The sequence below is a fragment of the Granulicella sp. L46 genome, assembly GCF_009765785.1.
Classification (GTDB): domain Bacteria; phylum Acidobacteriota; class Terriglobia; order Terriglobales; family Acidobacteriaceae; genus Granulicella.
The window spans coordinates 839,551-856,258 of the sequence record NZ_LMUT01000012.1 but is presented as its reverse complement, the minus strand read 5'-3'; the positions used below and the strand labels follow the sequence as shown (position 1 = coordinate 856,258).

The window sequence follows — 16,708 nt, the reverse complement described above, 5'->3', positions numbered from 1 at the left end:
CGATTTGTGATCCTCGGGAGGAATTGAATAGTGGTTCAGCTTCGAGTCCGGAACAAGGGAAGTTGCCGAAAATGCCGTTTTCTCAGAGTGTGGCCGCGCCTTACAGTGTGCTTCGCTTGTTACACGCTTCGGTTACGAACAAAGGTAATTCGTTCTTTCCAACGGAGAAAGGGCATCTCAAGCCAAGCGTAGGAGAGCCCAGCAACAAGAATGACGATCGAGAGTTCGAGGCACAGGCGCGCACCTGCAAAGATCGCTCTATGCTCCCATGCAGTTGGCCATCGCGGCATGAGTGTCAGCACCAGCTCATGATAGACATAGAGCCCGTAGGAGATCTTGCCCAACCAGAGAATACGCTTTGGAATGAAGCGGCCAGGCATACCAAAAAAGCTGAGAAATATTGCCAGACAACCGGCCAGAACGCAGCTGTAGAGTGCCGCTGGCATCCACCAGCGAGGCGGCGGTGCGGGAGCCGTACTCCCGAAGAAATGTGTTCCCGCCATCCATAGCAAGATTCCGGTGGAACCAAGCAGTATCCGGATGCTCGCTGGCACTTTGAGTCCGTCTCTTGGTAGCCAGATTGCCAGCAGAGCGCCGGCGGCAAAAAATTGCATTTCTACGAAGGGGTTGAAGCGCAATGCGACATCAGAGACAATGCCGAGCGCTCCAAGGACGATCAGAATCACATACGCGGCGAGGATGACACCTGTTGAGACCCAAATTAGACTGCGCCGCTCACATTGCTTCGCAATGAGTGGCCATACCAGATAAAACTGTTCTTCAACATTAACGCTCCAGAGAATACCGAGACCGCCGACGAGGTTCGCTCCGGCAATGATAAGGAACCAATTACCGCTGAAGAAAGTGCTGGCGACGACGGCGCCTGCAGAAGGCAGAATGCGATGCACGGCGGTACCGATGAGTAACACCAGCACCATGAACGTATAGTAAAGCGGCCAGATTCGCGCCATACGGCGTTTGTAGAAATCCCAGAGATGGACTTTTCCGGTTAGCTCTTTCTCCATCGCAAGGAGTGTAGAAATCAGGTACCCGCTCAGCAAGAAGAAGAGAGATACCGAAAATTTCGCACTGGTAGCGAAGGTATTTCGGAGTGTGATTTGCTCAGCCACTTGGTTTGTCGCCGGCCTGCTGAGTGTGTGATGGAGAAAAACGAGAAGGAAGGCAAAGAACCGCATCGCGTCCAACTCTGGCCTATAGAATTCCAGCCGGGAGTTTCTGGCCGAAGTATTCCTGGCCTTCAATGGGCGCATTACTGGCGCTGCTGACAACATGTTTGCCCTTCATCGGTGCCGCTCAGTGCAAAACCAAGTATAAGAGCACGGCCTGCTGAAGATGTCAGAAGATGTTAGCTGTGTTCGGATTCGACGAAGGTGCGGAGGCGGGTGAGGGCGGCGTCCCATTGGTTGGAGAGGGCGTCGAGGTAGTTTTTTAGGGACTGGACGGGGAGGGGGTCGAGCTCGTAGAGGCGCTCGCGGCCGGAGCGGGTGCAGCGGACGATGTGTGCGCGCTCGAGGACGCGGAGGTGCTTGGTGATGGCCTGGCGGGTGAGCGGGGAGTTGTGGGCGAGGTCGGTGATGGAGCGTTGCTGGCCGGCGCTGAGTTTGGTGAGGAGGGACAGACGGGTTTCATCGCCGAGGGCGGCGAAGAGCGGGGCGTGGCTGTGCGTGCGGTGGTTGAGGGGGCGGGGCTTAAGGGTGCTGGGCGACATAGGCCTCGATGTTGTGCATCTGCGCGGCCCAGCCACCATCGTTCATGAGGAAGGCTTTGGGGCGGCGAGCGGCGGGGATGTTTTCGAAGCCGGATTCGGTGACGCGGAGGAGGGTGCCGGTGTTGGTTGGGGAGAGGGTGAACTCGACGAGGGTGGGGGTTTCGTGGGAGTAGTCGACGGCGGGGTCAATGGCGTAGGGATGCCAGGTGAAGGAGAAGGTGTGCTCGGGCTCGAGCTTCTGGATGACGGCTTCCCAGCGGACGTGTTCATAGCCGGGATGGGTGATGTGGCCGGTGGAGGGCTGGCCGGGCTGGAAGGGGGCGTCGAGGTGGACGCGGAACCATTCGCCAAACTGGCGGTGGTCGGTGAGGGCTTGCCAGACGCGGGAGACGGGGGCGTTGAGTTCGATGGATTTTTCGATAACGTTTTCGGCGCGGTTGGATTCCATGGGAAACCTCTTGGTTGCATATTAGTGCAAGCAGGGCAAAAGAGCAACCTTGCGGTTGCATGAGAATTTTTACTTTGGTCTGAGGGCGGTGGTATCGGTGCGGATGTTGTAGTTCCTGGGCATGTGCAGGATGAGTGTCGGCTTGGGAGGGAGTCTTACGGGCGCGACGGGTTGCCCTGGTGGGGTTGGGGCGACGGGTGCGGGGACGGGTTGGAGCTGGATTCCGGCGAAGTTGTCACCGGAGGCGATGGGGACAGTGGCGGTGTAGCGCTCGTAGCCGGCGACGAGGACGTCAATGTTGATGCTTTGTGCGGGCGGTGTCGTGCTGTTCATGATGAAGGCGTAGCGTCCCTGGCTGTCGGTGGGCTGGGAGGCTAGTTGGGCGCCGAGGTCGGCGGTAACGATGGCGTCGACGACGGGTTTCTGGGTGACATCGTCTTCGACGAATCCGTTGAGGCCGACTTGAGTGGAAGGCGGCGGGGGCGTTGGGGTGGGCGGGATCGTGAAGTGGTAGACGAGGACGCCGGCGATCACGGTTGCGGCGATTCCACCGATCCAGCTCAGAAGTGCTCCGGACTTGGTTTGGTTGTCGGCCATGATGTTTCTCCGGGAACAGGATAATCGCCGATGACGATGACCGGCGAACTTAATTTCGGGACGCCGAGAGGGTGTCAGGCTGCGGGTCTGTCTTCGGGAGAGAGGACAAGCATGGAGCAGGCAAGCATGACGTGTCCGACTGAATGGACTGGGGGATTCAATTGGAATTAACTGTACAGGGCTTGAACTGCGGCGCGATGATGGTCGGGGAGGTGGATCGATGCTGATTCCGAGCGTGCGGTACAAGGATGCGCATGCGGCGATTGAGTGGCTGGAGCGCGTGCTGGGGTGCAAACGGCAGGCGGTGTATGAAGGCCCGGACGAGACGGTGGCGCATGCGCAGCTGACGTTTGGTGGGACGGGGATGTTAATGCTGGGATCAGCGTCGAATAAGGGCCCGCTGTCGCACGCGTATGCGATGCCGGAGGAGATTGGGGGAAAGGTGACGTCGCCGCTGTATTTGGTGGTGAAAGATTGCGAGCCGGTGTGGAAGCGGGTGAAGGCTGAGGGGGCAGAGGTGGTGATGGAGTTGAGGGAGATGGAGTACGGCGGGAAGGCGTTCACGGTGAAGGATCCGGAAGGGTATATGTGGTCGGTGGGCGAGTACGATCCGTGGGTGTCGTGAGGGCGTAGATTTACGACGACCGAATAGGTGCTTAGAATCGCTGCAGGGTAACGCTATGGTTTATCTGCAGCGGAAAACCGGTGGTGCGCTGGCACAGTATGTGAGCTCGATCTGGTACGCGCGCGGGGGCGTGCAGGCGCACCGGATGGAGCGGGTGCTGCCGAATGGGTCGATGCAGATGATTGTGAACCTTGCGCATGAACGGATTGCGGATTTGCGTCCGCTGGCCGCGGCGCTGCAGCGGGGTGACGTGTTGCCGAAGGCGGGTGCGCCACTGGCCGCGTCGGTGCTGGTGGGGATGCAGACGCGGTATGTGCTGATCGACACGGTAGAGCTGGATGAGGTGATGGGGGTGGTGTTTCGGCCGGGAGCCTTGCTGCAATTTATGGGCGAGTCGGCGGATGTGTTTCGGGACCGCGAGACGCCGCTGGCGGATGTATTCGGAACAGAGGCCAGTGGGTTGCGCGACAGGTTGCTCGAGGAGCCGGAGGTCGCGGCGAAGTTCAATTGCCTGGAGCGATTTTTGTGCGCGCGGCTTCGGACCCGGACGGAGACGGCGCAAGAGGCTGTCGTGAGGTTCGCGGTGGCGACGATTCAACATGACCCTTCGGTGGTACGGATTGCGTCGTTGACACGCGAGATTGGGTATAGCGCGCGACGGTTTACGGAGGTGTTCAGCCGGCAGGTGGGGCTGACGCCGAAGTTGTATGCGCGGGTTTGCCGGTTTCAACGTGTGGTGCAGCGTTTGCACAATGGTGTCGAGATTCCGTGGGCGGAGTTGGCGATTGATTGTGGCTATTATGATCAGTCGCATTTCGCGAATGATTTTCATGCGTTTTCGGGAGTGAGCCCGACTACTTATTCTGCGGCGCACAGGACGTGGAGCAATCATGTTCCGGTTGCGTGAGGACGGGCGCCGTTTTTTCCAAGACAGAGCGGATGGATTCGTGGGATTGTTGGTTCATGAAAACAACGATTGCAGGTTCGACGATGATTCCGAGTGTGCGGTATCGCGATGCTCATGCGGCCATTGAGTGGCTGGTGCGGGTATTTGGTTTCAACAAGCAGGCGGTATATGAGGGGCCCGACGGCACGGTCGCCCATGCGCAACTGACGCACGGTGCGGGGATGCTGATGCTTGGGTCGGAGGGGAATGCCGGCGAATTCGCGAAGCATATGACGACGCTTGCGGAGACGGGCGGACGCGAAACGGTGGGGCTGACGCTGATCGTAGAGGATTGCGATGCGGTGTATGCGGCGGCGAAGAAGGCAGGGGCGGAGATTGTGCAGGAGCTGACCGCGCCTGACTATGGCGGGAAGGCCTTCGCGTGTCGTGATCTCGAGGGTCATGTGTGGTGGGTCGGCAGCTATAACCCTTGGAGCAGTGAGTAGATCGCCGGCGGTCGGAGGGGACCGCCGGCGATGGGCTACTTCTTTTCTGTGGGTGGGGCGAAGCGTTGGACGCTGGGGTCGAGGCGGTTGGAGCCCTGGGTTTGAAGCATCCAGCCGGGGTACTCGGGGGGCAGGGCGCTGACGTCGTCCAGCTGCTTGAGCTCGTCGGGGGTGAATTGGAGTTCGGTGGCGGCGATGTTGTCTTCGAGCTGGTCGAGGCGCTTGGCTCCGATGATGATGCTGGTGACTACGGGCTTGGCGAGAAGCCACGCGAGCGAGATGCGCGCGGCGGAACAGTTGTGGGCTTTGGCGATGGGGGCGATGACGTCGAGGATGCGCCAGGTGCGTTCCTTGTCGACGAGGGGGAAGTCGAAGTTGGAGCGGCGAGAGTCGGCTGGCTTCTGATTTTCGCGGGAGAATTTTCCGGAGAGGAGGCCTCCGGCTAGCGGGCTCCAGACGAGGAGGCCGGTCTTTTCTGCTTCGAGGAGAGGGACGATTTCCCGTTCGAGATCGCGGCCGGCGATGGAGTAGTAGGCCTGCAGGGTGTCGAAGCGGGCGAGGTTGCGGAAGTGGGAGATGGTGAGGGCCTTGGCGATCTTCCATGCCTGCCAGTTGGAGATTCCGATGTAGCGGACTTTGCCGGAGGTGACGAGGTCGTCGAGTGCTCGGAGGGTTTCGTCGAGGGGTGTGATCGAGTCGTTGCCGTGGATCTGGTAGAGGTCGATGTGGTCGGTCTGGAGGCGGCGGAGACTGCCGTCGATGGAGTCCATGATGTGGCCGCGGGAGGCGCCGATGTCGTTGCGGCCGGGGCCGACGCGACCGTAGACCTTGGTGGCGATGACGACATCTTTGCGCGCGATGTTGAGATTCTTGAGGGACTGGCCGAGGGTCTTTTCGCTCTCGCCTTCGGAGTAGACGTCGGCGGTATCGAAGAAGTTGATGCCGGCGTTGATGGAAGATTGGACGAGGGAGTCGGCGGTGGGCTGGTCGACGGTGCCGATGGCTTTGAACATGCCCGTGCCGCCGTGGAAGGTCATGCAGCCGAAGCAGAGTTGGGAGACGAGCAGGCCGGTGTCGCCGAGAGTTTTGTATTGCATGTGGGATCCTTTATGCCGAGTGCGGCGGTGTGGGATTGGATGCTCGCGGTGGAAGAGAGGAAGCAGAATGGGGCTGTACAGCAGGGGCGCGGGAGATGATGATAGCGGAAGACGGAGGTGTGAGGATGAGTGGAGTTCCGTATGTAGGGTTGCTGGAAGGGCGCGATGCTGCGAAGGTGATTGCAGAGACGCCGGTGCGGCTGGGGATGATTCTGGATGGGTCAAGTTCGGCAGAGATTGAGGCGCGGCCGGCTCCGGGAAAGTGGAATGTGCGGGAGATTGTTGCGCACCTGGCGGACTGCGAGATTGCGTGGGGGTGGCGGCTGCGGCAGGTGTACGGCGAAGATCATGTGACGATCCAGCCGTTTGAGCAGGATGCGTGGGCGAAGGTGTATGACGCGTATTCGTTCGAGCTTGCGTGGACTACGTTCAAGGCGCTGCGAGCTTGGAATGTTGCGTTCGTTGGAGCGATTACTGAGGCTGATAAGAAGAAGGGGTATACGCATCCGGAGCGTGGAGGCGATGAGACTTTGTGGACGCTGGTGGAGATTATGGCGGGGCATGATCTGCATCATTTGGCGGGGTTGAAGAGGAAGTAGAGCGGCTTCTAGCTATGGCAAGAATGGGAGACAGCAGGTTCCTCGCTCCCACCCCAGCGGGCAAAGAACGCCCGTTGGGGACCCCGGCTGCGCTCGGAATGACAGCCAGAAAGGCAAGAGCATGTAAGGAGCAACAACAAGAGCAAAAGAAGAAGCAGATCCCTGCGGGATGACAGCCAGAAAAGCAAATGCAAATGCGGGGCGGTTGGAGCTCTACCGAGGAGGTTTTGTTGCGGTGGCTTGCTGGCGGGCCAGGTCGGCTTCGAAGGCTGCGCGGCTGTGGGCGATGGCTCGCTTGTAGCCGTCGGGGTCGATCCAGACGGAGGGGCCTTCGGTCTTCATGAGGGCTACCTTGTTGAGTAGGTCGAAGTATTCGCCGTGGGAGCTTAGGAAGATGTCACAGGGGAGGGCTTCGAGCTCGGTGAAGGTGTGGGCAAAGTCTTGCGAGATGCCGGGGTAAGACGCGGGGTGGTGGGGTGTGGAGACTAAGTGGTACTCGTCGAGCGCGGTGACGCTGCAGACTATGACTACGTTGAGGGGCTTGTGGTCTTCGACGACTTGCGTGGTCCAGGTGGTGCAGCCGGGAGTGTGGCCGGCGGTCTTGTGCGCGGTTAGGGTTATACCGCCGAGTTGAACGGTACTGCCGTCGTGGAGGGTACGGTCGACGTGGGCTGCGGGGAAGGGTTTGAAGTGGGCGAAGTCGGTGCGGCCGCCGGTTTCTATAGAGGAGACATCGGCGTCCATGACCATGTATTTTGCGTGGGTTTGCTTGAGGATTTCTGCGCTGCCGCCGGCGTGGTCGGAGTGAGCGTGGCTGATGAGAAGGATCTTGATGTCGGAGAAGTGGAAGCCTAGCTGCTCGACGCTGTGACGGATTTGTGGGGGTGAAGAGACTAGGTTGGAGTTGATGAGGATGTCGCCGGCGGGCGTGGTGATTAGGTAGGAGGCGAGGTCGCGGCTGCCGACGTAGTAGAGGTTTGGCGCGATGCGGAAAGGGGTAAGGGGCGTGGTCCAGTTGGGATTGGACTGGGCAGTCGCGATGAGGCTGGTGGTCGCGAGGACGACGGCGAAGAGGGCTCGGCGGAGCGGACGCATATTCGAAGTAGATAGCATTTGCCGGGGTGCGGAGGGCGGTGGATCGCAGGTGGGAATACGAAAGGTTATGGGGGTGCCTATGCTGGCTTCGCTGGTGGCGGATTGAGGACGTACTGCGCCTCTCCGCGACCGAAGGACCAATCGGCGAGATCGTTTTCGGAGACGACGATCATGACGTTGTCGGGTTCGATAGCGGCGCGTTCCTGGAGTAGGCGCGCGGTCTCTTTGTAGAAGGCTTGCTTGATTTCGGTGGAGCGGCCGCGACGGATGGTTGCGTGGACGAGAACGAAGTTGTTGGTACGGTTCATGCCCATGAAGTTGAGGTCGACGAAGAGCTCGTTGGGTGCGTGGGCGGAGAGGATGATGAAGCGATCGCCTTCGGGGATGCCGAGGGTGGTGCGCATGGAATCGTAGACGGCGTCGGCCACGAGGCGTTTGGTGGCGGCGGTCATGGAGTTGTAGACGGAGATGCGGACTAGCGGCATGGGTGAGTTCCTGGAGGGCTAGAGGTCGAGGGCGGTGTTGACGTCGCGGACGAGGTTGCGGATGTAGCTGCGGCGGTTGAGGAGGGCGACCATGGCCTGCTTGGCGGATTCCTTTGCGGCGTCGTTGTCGGCGTCGACTGCGGTGTCCCATTGGGTCCAGAGGGACTCTAGTTGCTGCTGGGTTTCGGCCAGCATCGCGGTGAATTTGGTGCGGGCGGTCTCGAGATCGGTCAGGACGTTTGGGTCCGGATCGGCTTGTGATTCGACAGCTTCGCGCATTTCTTCGAGGGCCATGTTGAGTTCGAAGGCTTCTTCGAGGAGGTCGGGTGGGGCCACTTGCTTCTTCGCGGTGCCGGTGGCTTTCGCCAGGTCGGTGGCGGCGCGGGATTGTTCTTCTAGCTGGATGCCCTGGAGGGAGAGGAGGTATTCGGTGCGGAGGATGGGGTCGCGGAGGGTGCGGTAGGCGTCGTTGAGTTGCGAGCTGGCTGCTAGCGCGGCTTGTTGTTCGGCTGCAGGTTTGGCGGCGAAGCGGTCCGGGTGTAGCTTGCGCGATTGGGCGTAGAAGGTCTTCTCGAGGGCGGCGAGATCGACGTGAAGATGCTGCGGAAGGGAGAAGAGGGTGAAGTAGTCGGGCATAGGGTTGTCAGTTCTTAGTTCTTAGTTCTTAGTTCTCAGATGTCAGTTGTTAGAGTACCTGCGGCGGGGATTGGGTGCGCGGATCCACCTAAGCTTCTCACTGAGAACTAACAACTTAGAACTGAGAACGCGATTCAGGCGTGGCGTTCGAGGCTGGTAAGGAGGGCGTCGAGGGAGGATTGGGCGTCGCGGAGGGCGGTGCGGGAGTTTTCGAGGCGGCTGATCATGAGGGCGCCTTCGAGGGTGGCGATGATGGTGTTGGCGATGCGGCGGGGTTCGGTGGAGCGGCGGATTTCGCCGGCCTTGATGCCGGTATCGATGATGCGGATGAGGCGGGTGCGCCAGTCCTGAATGCCTTTACGGGCGAGGTCGCGGAGGGCGGGGTTGCCGTCGTCGGCATCGATGGCGGTGTTCATGAGGGGGCAGCCGCCGGGGATGGCGGAGGGGAGATCGACGAAGAGCTGTACGACTTTTTTCAACTTGTTGATGGAGTTGGGGATTTCGTCGAGGTGCTCGGTGCGGACTTTTACATTTTGGGCGAGGGCAAAGCGGAAGGCTTCGGCGGCCAGGTCTTCCTTGTTGGCGAAGTGGCGGTAGAGGCCGCCTTTCTCGAGACCTGTGGCCGTCATGAGGTCCTGCATGGAACAGCCGTCGAAGCCTCGCTGATTGAAGATGGGGGCGGCTTCCGCGATGATGCGCTGCCGTGTTGCTTCGCCTTTTCGCATTTCATTTGCCTCGCAAACCTAGCATATCGAAAAAAAGACGCATCGGTCGCATCTCTGGGGAATCTGATGATGAAAGAGACCGTTTGGTCTCATTTATCCCTGCTGCTTCTGAAAGGACGACGATGGCGACTGCGACAGCACCTATGCCCACACAAATTCAGACGGTTACGCGCGGGATCAATCCGTGGGTGGTGGCGCTGACGGTTACGATTGCTACGTTTATGGAGCTGCTGGATACGTCGATTGCGAATGTGTCGCTGCCTTATATTGCGGGTGGGCTGGGGCGTTCGTATGACGAGGTGACGTGGATCCTTACGACCTACCTGGTGGCGAATGCGGTGGTGCTGCCTATGTCGGCATGGCTGAGCCGGGTGTTTGGACGGAAGAACTACTATATGGCGTGCGTCGCGCTGTTTACGGCTACATCGTTTCTGTGCGGCGTGGCTCCGACGCTGGGGATCATGTTGATTGCGCGGGTGATGCAGGGGATTGGTGGCGGCGGACTTGCGCCGGTGGAGCAGGCGATTTTGGTGGACACGTTTCCGCCGGCGAAGAGGGCTTCCGCGTTTGCGCTGTATACCGTCGCGATTGTGACGGCGCCGGCGATTGGGCCGGTGCTCGGTGGATGGATCACGGATAACTACAACTGGCGGTGGGTGTTTCTGATCAATATTCCGATTGGGATTGTGTCGCTGTTTTTGACGAATCGCTTTGTGCATGATCCGCCGGCGTTTGCGGAGGAGCGGAAGACGGTGCGGAACGCTGCGGGCAAGTTGAATGTGGATAGCGTGGGGATTGCGTTGATTGCGGTGGGTTCGGGGGCGCTGGAGGTGTTGCTGGATCGCGGGCAGATTGATGATTGGTTTGGGTCAACGCTGATCTGCTGGCTGTTTGTGATTGGGTTGGGATGCTTGTCGGCGGCGGTGTTCTGGGAGTTGCATCATCCGGATCCGGTGATTGATTTCCGGATGCTGAAGACGCGGAATTTTGCTGTGGCGAATATCTTCTATTTCATCTTCGGGTTCGGATTGTTTGCGAGCACGACGATGATTCCGCAGATGCTGCAGCAGCTGTATGGGTATCGCGCGATTGATGCTGGGTTGGTGCTGGGGCCGGGGGCGTTTGTGATTACGCTGTTGGCACCGGTCGGAGCGCAGCTGGTGCAGCGTGGGATTGTGCATCCGCGAATCCTGTTGTTTGGCGCGGTGATTGTGGTGGGCTTGTCGATGCTGCATTACAGCCACATGAATCTGCAGACGGACTATGCGCACTATGCGTGGGCGCGGGCGCTGCAGGGGTTGGGGTATGCGTTCTTCTTCGTGCCGCTGTCGGTGCTGACGTACTCGCAGCTGAAACCGAATCAGAACAACAAGGCTTCGTCGCTGACGAACTTCTTTCGCAACTGGGGTGGGAGTTTCGGGATTGCGTTTATTACGACGATGGCGGAGCGGCGGCAGGACTTTCACCAGGCGCGCGTGGGGAACCATCTGACCGCGTCGAATCTGCCGCTGCAGGAGGGGGTTCGGCAGACGGCGGCGTTTTTGCAGGCGCATGGGTATTCGGCTGCGGACGCGATGAAGGCGGCGACGCTGCGGTATTACAACGAGTTAGGAGCGCAGACGCACTTGCTGGCGTTTATGGATTGCTTCCACATCATTGGGGTGGTGACGTTGATGGCGGCTCCGCTGGTGTGGCTGACGAAGAACTTCAAGGTTGGCGGGAAGGTGCCGGAGGGGCACTGAAAAAAGTTGTCAGTTCTCAGTTGTCAGTTCTCAGTCGGCGAGTGAGGATTTGGGTTTGAGGTGGGGCGCGGGAATGCTACACTCCCGCCTATGCGATTACGAGTCTCCTTTTGTTCTGCGGCTGTGATGGGCTGCGCGCTTTCCTTTAGTGTCTGCGGATCTGCGCAGACGATGCCGGCGAAGCATGGGATCACGCCGGATGACCTGGTGAAGATGGTGCGGGTAGGTGCGCCGGTGGTGTCGCCGGACGGTGAGTGGGTGGCGTACACGGTGAGCCGCATCGACGCGAAAGAAGACAAGAACGGCAGTCAGCTTTGGATGGTGAGCTGGGATGGCAAGCAGGATGTGCAGCTGACGTTCGGCAAAGATGGTGTGGGCGAGCCGCAGTGGAGTCCGGATGGGCGGTGGCTGGCGTTTACGACGGGGCGCGAGGCGGAAGGTCCGAATGCGGCCAAGGGTGAACAGGTGTGGGTGCTGGATCGGCGCGGAGGCGAGGCGCAGCAGTTGACGAATGTGAAGCAAGAGTTGGAGGGATACAAGTGGTCTCCGGACTCCAGGACTTTGCTGCTGACGCTGCAGGAGCGCGACGAGCCGCTGGAAGATAAGGGGAAGCCGGCGACACCGAAGCCGATCGTGATTGATCGCTATCACTATAAGGAAGATCGCGTAGGCTTCCTGACAGATAAACAGCCGCATCTTTATCTCTTCGATATAGCGACGAAGAAGTTGAGCAAATTGACGAACGGGCCGGTGGATGGGGCTGGATCGTTTGGTGAGGAGGGCGGGGAGTGGAGCCCGGATGGGACGAAGGTGGCGTTTACGAGCAACCAGTCGAAGCCTGATCCGGACCGGTCGGCGAATCCGGATGTGTTTGTGGTGGAGGCGAGGGCGGGAGCTGCGCCGAAGCAGCTGACGACGTTTGCGGGAACGGATTCGGGGCCGCTGGTGTGGTCGCGGGATTCGACGGTGATTGTTTATCGGCAGGGAACGGCGCCACATTATTCGATCTATGATCTGCGGCAGATGGCGATGGTGCCGGCGGCGGGTGGCGAGCCAAAACTGCTCGCACCGAAATTGGATGCGTGGGTGGGGGCTCCGGTGTTGGCGCCGGGCGGACGTGCGGTGTTGACGGCGGTGCCGCAGGATCGCGACGAATGGGTGGGTGAGATTTCGCTGAACGGTGGCGGGAATGTGGCACGGTTAACCCCGGGGAGTGGATCGGCGAGCGGAATCAATCAGGCAGGCGGACATGTGGCGCTGCTGTGGTCGACCGATGCGGCGCCTGCGGAGATCTATGCTTTGGAGGGTGACAAGCTGCGCAAGCTGACGGGGCATAACGATGCGTGGCTGGCGACGGTGGAGGTTGCGCCTACTGAAAATATCGAAGCAAAGACCAAGGACGGCAGCGAGGTGCATGGGCTGTTGACGATGCCTGTGGGGTACGTTGCCGGGACGAAGGCTCCGATGATTTTGTTTATTCATGGCGGGCCGACGGCGCAGGATCAGCATGGGTTTGATGTCTCGCGGCAGATGTTTGCGGGGCATGGATATGCGGTGTTGCAGGTGAACTATCGCGGGAGCACGGGGCGCGGCCAGGCCTACAGCATGGCGATCAGTGCGGACTGGGGCGATAAAGAGGTGATCGACCTGATGGCGCTGACGGATGCGGCGGTGGCTACAGGGAAGATTGATGAGGACAAGATGGGCGTGGGGGGATGGAGCTACGGCGGCATCCTGACGGATTACACGATTGCGAGCACGACGCGGTTCAAGGCAGCGAGTTCGGGCGCGGGCATGGGGAATTTGCTTGGGTTCTATGGGATCGACCAATACATTTTGCAGTATCAGGATGAGCTGGGCGCGCCCTGGAAGAATCTGGATTTGTATGTGAAGCTGTCGTATCCGTTTTTGCATGCCGATCGGATCAAGACGCCTACGCTGTTTATGGGCGGGGATAAAGACTTCAATGTTCCGGTGGAGGGCGGCGAGCAGATGTACCAGGCACTGCGCGCGGTGGGAACGCCGGCGGAGTTGATCGTGTATCCGGGACAGTTTCACGGCTTCACGCGGCCTAGCTTTATCAAGCAGCGGTATGAGTCCTGGTTTGGTTGGTATGACAAGTATGTGAGAGGGATTACGCCGAAGCCAGTGGAGAAGAAGGCGGAGGAGAAGAAGGAAGCGGAGTAGTTGTGGCGTTGATCGAGCGAGCGGGGTCTACACTTGAGGGCATGAAGATGCTGAGAGTGTGGGCGCCGCTCGTGTTGTGTTTGGGGATGACGGGTGGGGTTGTGGCGCAGGAGACCGCGGCTGCGGCGGGTAACGCTGGTGGGGACGCAGCTTGGATGAATGATATGGCGGCGCGGCATGCGGAGTTGATCAAACGCAATGGAGCGGGGACGGATGCGGCGCTGCGCGAGAAGTTAGTGGCGATGTATGCGAGTGACCAGGAGGCTCGCGGGGCGGGGACGGGGCAGCAGGCGTATACGGCGAAGACCGCGGAGGTGGATGGGCAGTTGACGCGCGAGCTGAAGGAGATTGTTGCGCGGCATGGGTGGCCGACGATTGCTATGGTGGGGATCGATGCGTCGAATGACGCGATGAACTTGCTGGTGCATTCGCCGGACCACGCGTGGCAACGTTCGCTGGTGCCGCGGCTGGAGAGGCTCGCGAAGGAGGGGAAGATTGATGGGTCGGAACTGGCAATCTTGGTGGACAAGGAGCTGGTGAGCGAGCACAAGCTGCAGCGCTATGGGACGCAGTTCAAGTTTGTGGATGGGAAGATGGCGATGGATGCGGTGGAGGATCCGGAAGGGTTGGATGCGCGGAGGGCGATGGTGTTCCTGATGCCGATTAAGGCGTATGAGGGGATGCTGGAGCAGATGTATCACTTGAAGGTGAGCGACACGGTGGTGACTCCGAAGTGATTTTTGCTGCGGGTGTAGGTTGCGTTTGGTAGGATGTTGGCTCCAAGAAGGCGGGCCTATTCTTCAGGAGGATGACCATGCCCCAGTTCGTAATTGAACGCACGATTCCAGGTGCAGGCAGTTTGATGGCGGAACAGTTGAAGGCGGTGTCGCAGACGTCTTGCGGCGTGTTGAAGACGCTTGGACCGACGATCCAGTGGGAACATTCGTATGTGACAGATGACAAGATTTATTGCGTTTACTCGGCTCCGAATGCGGAGATGATTCGGGAGCATGCGCGGCTGGGTGGATTTCCGGCGGAGTCGGTGCAGGAAGTGCGGACGGTGATTAGTCCGGCTACTGCGGGGTAGGGCGGCGAGAAAGCTTAGGCGGCTACCGAGATGTGCTTGGCTGGGCGGCGCTACGCTGGCCCCTTCTTTATGTACTTGCGGAGTTTGTCTTCCGCAGGCCCATTATTCGGGAAGAAAAGGCTCTCTTTGGGCAGGTAGACTCCTGCGCAATTTCCATGGACGAGTTCAATGACCCAGCGAGCAATTACCGCATAGGCCTCTTTCTTCGGCACGTCCTTATTCATCAGATCCCATGCTGCCCACGACGTGTGTTGCCGCCATGCGAGTTGCTGTTCAGGTCGCGGTAGCTGCGGCGCGATTTCTTCGATTGGTCCTAAGTAGAAGCTATCTTCCTGTATGAGGTTGAACAGATAATTTCCGGACTTGATGAGGGTTATGTTTGGGGTCGCTGGCATAACGCAGTACATAGACTTATCGGCATGGCTGAATGGCACGTTCCAGGCTCGCTGGCCGGCGGCGTTTAGCTCGTCTTCAGTGAAGAGCGCAGATCGACGCAAAAGAAGGACCATAGAGAAGGGCATCTCATCTTCGTCGGATGGTGAGGGTCTGCGTAAGCGAGCCCAGAAGGGTTCACTCGGCGAGTATAGAGCCTCTGTAGCAGAAGGAAGTCCCAGGGGCTAAAGCCCGTTCGGGTGGCACGCAAAAATGCCCGGACTAAAGTCCGGGCCTATCTCAAAAGCGGGGGCGGCTCTTCCAGCGCAGCGTGTCGAAGAAGAAGCAGCAGAGCAGACGACGGCGTGGGGAAGCGACGATTAAGCTGAGAAAGAAGATCCGCAGCCGCAGCTTTTGGTGGAGTTGGGGTTGATGAAGTTGAAGCCCTGGCGCATGAGGGTCTCTTCGAAGTCTAGGACCATGCCGGCTAGATAGAGGAACGACTTCGGGTCGACGAAGAGGCGGACTGGTTTGGCGCCGCTGGGGTCGTTGGGGGTTTCGATGCCTTCGCCGAAGGTGAAGGTGCGGTCGCGTTCGCGGGGCTGGGTGTCGAAGCGGATGTTGTAGCTTAGGCCGCTGCAGCCGCCGCCCTGGATGCCTACGCGGAGGCCGCCGGCGTCGGGAGAGATGCCTTCCTTGGCCATGGCAACGCGGATGCGCTTGAGGGCGTTCTTGGTGATCTCGATGGCCGCCTTGGCGCGGGGCTGCTGGCCGTCGGCGGTTAATAGGGTCATGCCCGCGAACGGATCCTTCGCAACGTCCGGCGTGGGTACGCTCATGGACTGCGAGGTGGAGGTCGAGATGGAGACGGTGGACATAGTCGAATCGAAAAAGCATACCTCAGGGCTAAAGCCCATTTTGTTCAGAGGCATGAAACCCGAGGCTAAAGCCTCGGGGTACCAATAAAGCGGGGTACTACTAAAGCCTCGGGGTACCAATAGAGCGGGGTACTACAAAAGCCTCGGGGTACCAATAAAGCGGGGTACTACTAAAGCCTCGGGGTACCTGCTAAATCCCATCCATGACGATGGATTGTCATGGATGGGTACCCTGGGAGAAACGCAAACTTAGTGCGCGGCTACGGTTGCGGTCGCTTCTTCGGCTACGCCGTTCTTGGTCTTCCAGTCGCCGATGGCGGCGCGGATGGCATCTTCGGCGAGTACGGAGCAGTGAATTTTTACTGGCGGCAGGGCGAGCTCTTTGACGATGTCGGTGTTGGAGATCGTCAGGGCTTCGGCGACGGTCTTGCCCTTGACCCACTCGGTGGCGAGGGAGCTGGAGGCGATGGCCGAGCCGCAGCCAAAGGTCTTGAACTTGGCGTCTTCGATGACCTGGGTCTCGGGGTTAACGCGGATCTGGAGGCGCATGACGTCGCCGCACTCGGGTGCGCCGACGAGGCCGGTGCCTACTTCGGACGAGCTCTTATCGAGCGTGCCGACGTTGCGGGGATTTTCATAGTGATCGACTACTTTTTCGCTATATGCCATGGTGTTTGGTCCCTCTCAGATGAGGCGGCGCGGGTGCTATGCAGGGGCGCTCGCTCAAATCTGTTCTATTTAGATGATAACTCGGACTGTTTTGGTGCGGGAAGAAATTATGGGGTGGGGGATGATCCCTGCGGTGCCGGGGGCGGGGGTGGGGGCGTTTCTGGGCTGGTGGGAGGGGTTTTGGGCAAATCGTCGTCACCGTCGCCGTAGGTGGGGTAGGGGATGGGGTCGGTGCTGGTGGGCATGGAGTTGAGGGTGATCAGGTTCTTCTGGAGCTCGGCCCAGGCTTCGGGATCCTTTTTGGTGGCGAAGGGGAGATCCAGGTTGGTGTAGTAGGCGAGGATG

21 protein-coding genes are annotated in these 16,708 nt (G+C 59.6%); 8 read left to right on the top strand and 13 right to left on the bottom strand.

The window, feature by feature from the left end:
* Window positions 1-119 precede the first annotated feature (119 nt).
* The 4 genes from GSQ80_RS13055 to GSQ80_RS13040 form a co-directional block, all read right to left on the bottom strand.
* Window positions 120-1,271 carry an acyltransferase gene (locus GSQ80_RS13055; RefSeq protein WP_256369905.1) on the bottom strand — a complete coding sequence of 384 codons (1,152 nt, stop codon included), beginning with the start codon at window positions 1,269-1,271 and terminating at the stop codon, window positions 120-122.
* 95 nt (window positions 1,272-1,366) lie between these two features.
* Complete coding sequence (locus GSQ80_RS13050) at window positions 1,367-1,729, bottom strand: helix-turn-helix transcriptional regulator (protein ID WP_158788040.1); 363 nt, start codon at window positions 1,727-1,729, stop codon at window positions 1,367-1,369.
* Window positions 1,710-2,177 (bottom strand): SRPBCC family protein, encoded by a 468-nt coding sequence (locus tag GSQ80_RS13045; protein WP_158788039.1) that lies wholly within the window; start codon window positions 2,175-2,177, stop codon window positions 1,710-1,712. Before GSQ80_RS13045 ends, GSQ80_RS13050 begins: the two co-directional genes overlap by 20 nt.
* Window positions 2,178-2,246: 69 nt before the next feature.
* A complete protein-coding gene (locus GSQ80_RS13040; RefSeq protein WP_158788038.1) occupies window positions 2,247-2,774 on the bottom strand; it encodes a hypothetical protein in 528 nt (175 codons plus the stop codon).
* 220 nt (window positions 2,775-2,994) lie between these two features.
* Here GSQ80_RS13040 and GSQ80_RS13035 point away from each other — a divergent pair, with 220 nt between their 5' ends.
* Genes GSQ80_RS13035 through GSQ80_RS13025 form a run of 3 tightly spaced genes read left to right on the top strand, consistent with a single transcriptional unit; the run spans window position 2,995 to window position 4,791 of the window.
* On the top strand, window positions 2,995-3,399 hold the full coding sequence (locus GSQ80_RS13035; protein WP_158788037.1) for a VOC family protein: 405 nt from the start codon (window positions 2,995-2,997) through the stop codon (window positions 3,397-3,399).
* Between the two features lie 55 nt (window positions 3,400-3,454).
* A complete protein-coding gene (locus GSQ80_RS13030) occupies window positions 3,455-4,306 on the top strand; it encodes a helix-turn-helix domain-containing protein (protein ID WP_158788036.1) in 852 nt (283 codons plus the stop codon).
* A gap of 56 nt (window positions 4,307-4,362) precedes the next feature.
* Window positions 4,363-4,791 (top strand): VOC family protein, encoded by a 429-nt coding sequence (locus tag GSQ80_RS13025; RefSeq protein WP_158788035.1) that lies wholly within the window; start codon window positions 4,363-4,365, stop codon window positions 4,789-4,791.
* A gap of 35 nt (window positions 4,792-4,826) precedes the next feature.
* Here GSQ80_RS13025 and GSQ80_RS13020 read toward each other — a convergent pair whose 3' ends face one another.
* Complete coding sequence (locus tag GSQ80_RS13020; protein WP_158788034.1) at window positions 4,827-5,888, bottom strand: aldo/keto reductase; 1,062 nt, start codon at window positions 5,886-5,888, stop codon at window positions 4,827-4,829.
* A 125-nt stretch (window positions 5,889-6,013) separates the two neighbouring features.
* Between GSQ80_RS13020 and GSQ80_RS13015 the strand changes: the two genes are divergently transcribed.
* Window positions 6,014-6,487, top strand: a complete 474-nt coding sequence (locus GSQ80_RS13015) for a DinB family protein (RefSeq protein WP_158788033.1) — start codon at window positions 6,014-6,016, stop codon at window positions 6,485-6,487.
* 213 nt (window positions 6,488-6,700) lie between these two features.
* Here the strand turns inward: GSQ80_RS13015 and bla are convergent, their stop codons facing one another.
* The 4 genes from bla to GSQ80_RS12995 all read right to left on the bottom strand — a co-directional run bounded on the left by bla (window position 6,701) and on the right by GSQ80_RS12995 (window position 9,428).
* Window positions 6,701-7,582, bottom strand: coding sequence for a subclass B3 metallo-beta-lactamase (gene bla, locus GSQ80_RS13010; protein WP_158788032.1), 882 nt, complete (start codon window positions 7,580-7,582; stop codon window positions 6,701-6,703).
* A 77-nt stretch (window positions 7,583-7,659) separates the two neighbouring features.
* The gene (locus GSQ80_RS13005) at window positions 7,660-8,067 is read right to left on the bottom strand and encodes a tautomerase family protein (RefSeq protein WP_158788031.1); all 408 of its coding nucleotides are present in this window, start codon (window positions 8,065-8,067) and stop codon (window positions 7,660-7,662) included.
* A gap of 18 nt (window positions 8,068-8,085) precedes the next feature.
* Window positions 8,086-8,703, bottom strand: a complete 618-nt coding sequence (hscB, locus tag GSQ80_RS13000; RefSeq protein ID WP_158788030.1) for a Fe-S protein assembly co-chaperone HscB — start codon at window positions 8,701-8,703, stop codon at window positions 8,086-8,088.
* A gap of 134 nt (window positions 8,704-8,837) precedes the next feature.
* Entirely contained in the window at window positions 8,838-9,428 is a 591-nt protein-coding gene (locus GSQ80_RS12995) for a TetR/AcrR family transcriptional regulator (RefSeq protein ID WP_158788029.1), read from the bottom strand.
* A gap of 122 nt (window positions 9,429-9,550) precedes the next feature.
* Between GSQ80_RS12995 and GSQ80_RS12990 the strand changes: the two genes are divergently transcribed.
* From GSQ80_RS12990 to GSQ80_RS12975, 4 genes are all read left to right on the top strand, one after another.
* Window positions 9,551-11,170 (top strand): DHA2 family efflux MFS transporter permease subunit, encoded by a 1,620-nt coding sequence (locus GSQ80_RS12990; protein WP_158788028.1) that lies wholly within the window; start codon window positions 9,551-9,553, stop codon window positions 11,168-11,170.
* A 171-nt stretch (window positions 11,171-11,341) separates the two neighbouring features.
* Window positions 11,342-13,357 carry a S9 family peptidase gene (locus GSQ80_RS23765; RefSeq protein WP_305794646.1) on the top strand — a complete coding sequence of 672 codons (2,016 nt, stop codon included), beginning with the start codon at window positions 11,342-11,344 and terminating at the stop codon, window positions 13,355-13,357.
* Between the two features lie 41 nt (window positions 13,358-13,398).
* Window positions 13,399-14,094: a DUF6624 domain-containing protein gene (locus GSQ80_RS12980; RefSeq protein ID WP_216850307.1), complete on the top strand. Its 696-nt coding sequence runs from the start codon at window positions 13,399-13,401 to the stop codon at window positions 14,092-14,094.
* Between the two features lie 77 nt (window positions 14,095-14,171).
* Window positions 14,172-14,444 (top strand): DUF4242 domain-containing protein, encoded by a 273-nt coding sequence (locus GSQ80_RS12975; RefSeq protein ID WP_158788025.1) that lies wholly within the window; start codon window positions 14,172-14,174, stop codon window positions 14,442-14,444.
* A 50-nt stretch (window positions 14,445-14,494) separates the two neighbouring features.
* Here the strand turns inward: GSQ80_RS12975 and GSQ80_RS12970 are convergent, their stop codons facing one another.
* The 4 genes from GSQ80_RS12970 to GSQ80_RS12955 form a co-directional block, all read right to left on the bottom strand.
* On the bottom strand, window positions 14,495-14,953 hold the full coding sequence (locus GSQ80_RS12970; protein ID WP_158788024.1) for a hypothetical protein: 459 nt from the start codon (window positions 14,951-14,953) through the stop codon (window positions 14,495-14,497).
* 243 nt (window positions 14,954-15,196) lie between these two features.
* Complete coding sequence (locus tag GSQ80_RS12965) at window positions 15,197-15,694, bottom strand: iron-sulfur cluster assembly accessory protein (RefSeq protein WP_158788023.1); 498 nt, start codon at window positions 15,692-15,694, stop codon at window positions 15,197-15,199.
* A gap of 249 nt (window positions 15,695-15,943) precedes the next feature.
* Entirely contained in the window at window positions 15,944-16,363 is a 420-nt protein-coding gene (gene iscU / locus GSQ80_RS12960; RefSeq protein WP_158788022.1) for a Fe-S cluster assembly scaffold IscU, read from the bottom strand.
* Window positions 16,364-16,470: 107 nt separating this feature from the next.
* A partial coding sequence (locus GSQ80_RS12955) for a hypothetical protein (RefSeq protein ID WP_216850303.1) occupies window positions 16,471-16,708 on the bottom strand: 238 nt, incomplete at its 5' end.

Coding starts and splice junctions, on each gene's coding strand:
- GSQ80_RS13055 (WP_256369905.1), bottom strand. CDS start 1,271: ATGCGCCCATTGAAGGCCAGGAATACTTCGGCCAGAAACTCCCGGCTG.
- GSQ80_RS13050 (WP_158788040.1), bottom strand. CDS start 1,729: ATGTCGCCCAGCACCCTTAAGCCCCGCCCCCTCAACCACCGCACGCAC.
- GSQ80_RS13045 (WP_158788039.1), bottom strand. CDS start 2,177: ATGGAATCCAACCGCGCCGAAAACGTTATCGAAAAATCCATCGAACTC.
- GSQ80_RS13040 (WP_158788038.1), bottom strand. CDS start 2,774: ATGGCCGACAACCAAACCAAGTCCGGAGCACTTCTGAGCTGGATCGGT.
- GSQ80_RS13035 (WP_158788037.1), top strand. CDS start 2,995: ATGCTGATTCCGAGCGTGCGGTACAAGGATGCGCATGCGGCGATTGAG.
- GSQ80_RS13030 (WP_158788036.1), top strand. CDS start 3,455: ATGGTTTATCTGCAGCGGAAAACCGGTGGTGCGCTGGCACAGTATGTG.
- GSQ80_RS13025 (WP_158788035.1), top strand. CDS start 4,363: ATGAAAACAACGATTGCAGGTTCGACGATGATTCCGAGTGTGCGGTAT.
- GSQ80_RS13020 (WP_158788034.1), bottom strand. CDS start 5,888: ATGCAATACAAAACTCTCGGCGACACCGGCCTGCTCGTCTCCCAACTC.
- GSQ80_RS13015 (WP_158788033.1), top strand. CDS start 6,014: ATGAGTGGAGTTCCGTATGTAGGGTTGCTGGAAGGGCGCGATGCTGCG.
- bla (WP_158788032.1), bottom strand. CDS start 7,582: ATGCGTCCGCTCCGCCGAGCCCTCTTCGCCGTCGTCCTCGCGACCACC.
- GSQ80_RS13005 (WP_158788031.1), bottom strand. CDS start 8,067: ATGCCGCTAGTCCGCATCTCCGTCTACAACTCCATGACCGCCGCCACC.
- hscB (WP_158788030.1), bottom strand. CDS start 8,703: ATGCCCGACTACTTCACCCTCTTCTCCCTTCCGCAGCATCTTCACGTC.
- GSQ80_RS12995 (WP_158788029.1), bottom strand. CDS start 9,428: ATGCGAAAAGGCGAAGCAACACGGCAGCGCATCATCGCGGAAGCCGCC.
- GSQ80_RS12990 (WP_158788028.1), top strand. CDS start 9,551: ATGGCGACTGCGACAGCACCTATGCCCACACAAATTCAGACGGTTACG.
- GSQ80_RS23765 (WP_305794646.1), top strand. CDS start 11,342: ATGCCGGCGAAGCATGGGATCACGCCGGATGACCTGGTGAAGATGGTG.
- GSQ80_RS12980 (WP_216850307.1), top strand. CDS start 13,399: ATGAAGATGCTGAGAGTGTGGGCGCCGCTCGTGTTGTGTTTGGGGATG.
- GSQ80_RS12975 (WP_158788025.1), top strand. CDS start 14,172: ATGCCCCAGTTCGTAATTGAACGCACGATTCCAGGTGCAGGCAGTTTG.
- GSQ80_RS12970 (WP_158788024.1), bottom strand. CDS start 14,953: ATGGTCCTTCTTTTGCGTCGATCTGCGCTCTTCACTGAAGACGAGCTA.
- GSQ80_RS12965 (WP_158788023.1), bottom strand. CDS start 15,694: ATGTCCACCGTCTCCATCTCGACCTCCACCTCGCAGTCCATGAGCGTA.
- iscU (WP_158788022.1), bottom strand. CDS start 16,363: ATGGCATATAGCGAAAAAGTAGTCGATCACTATGAAAATCCCCGCAAC.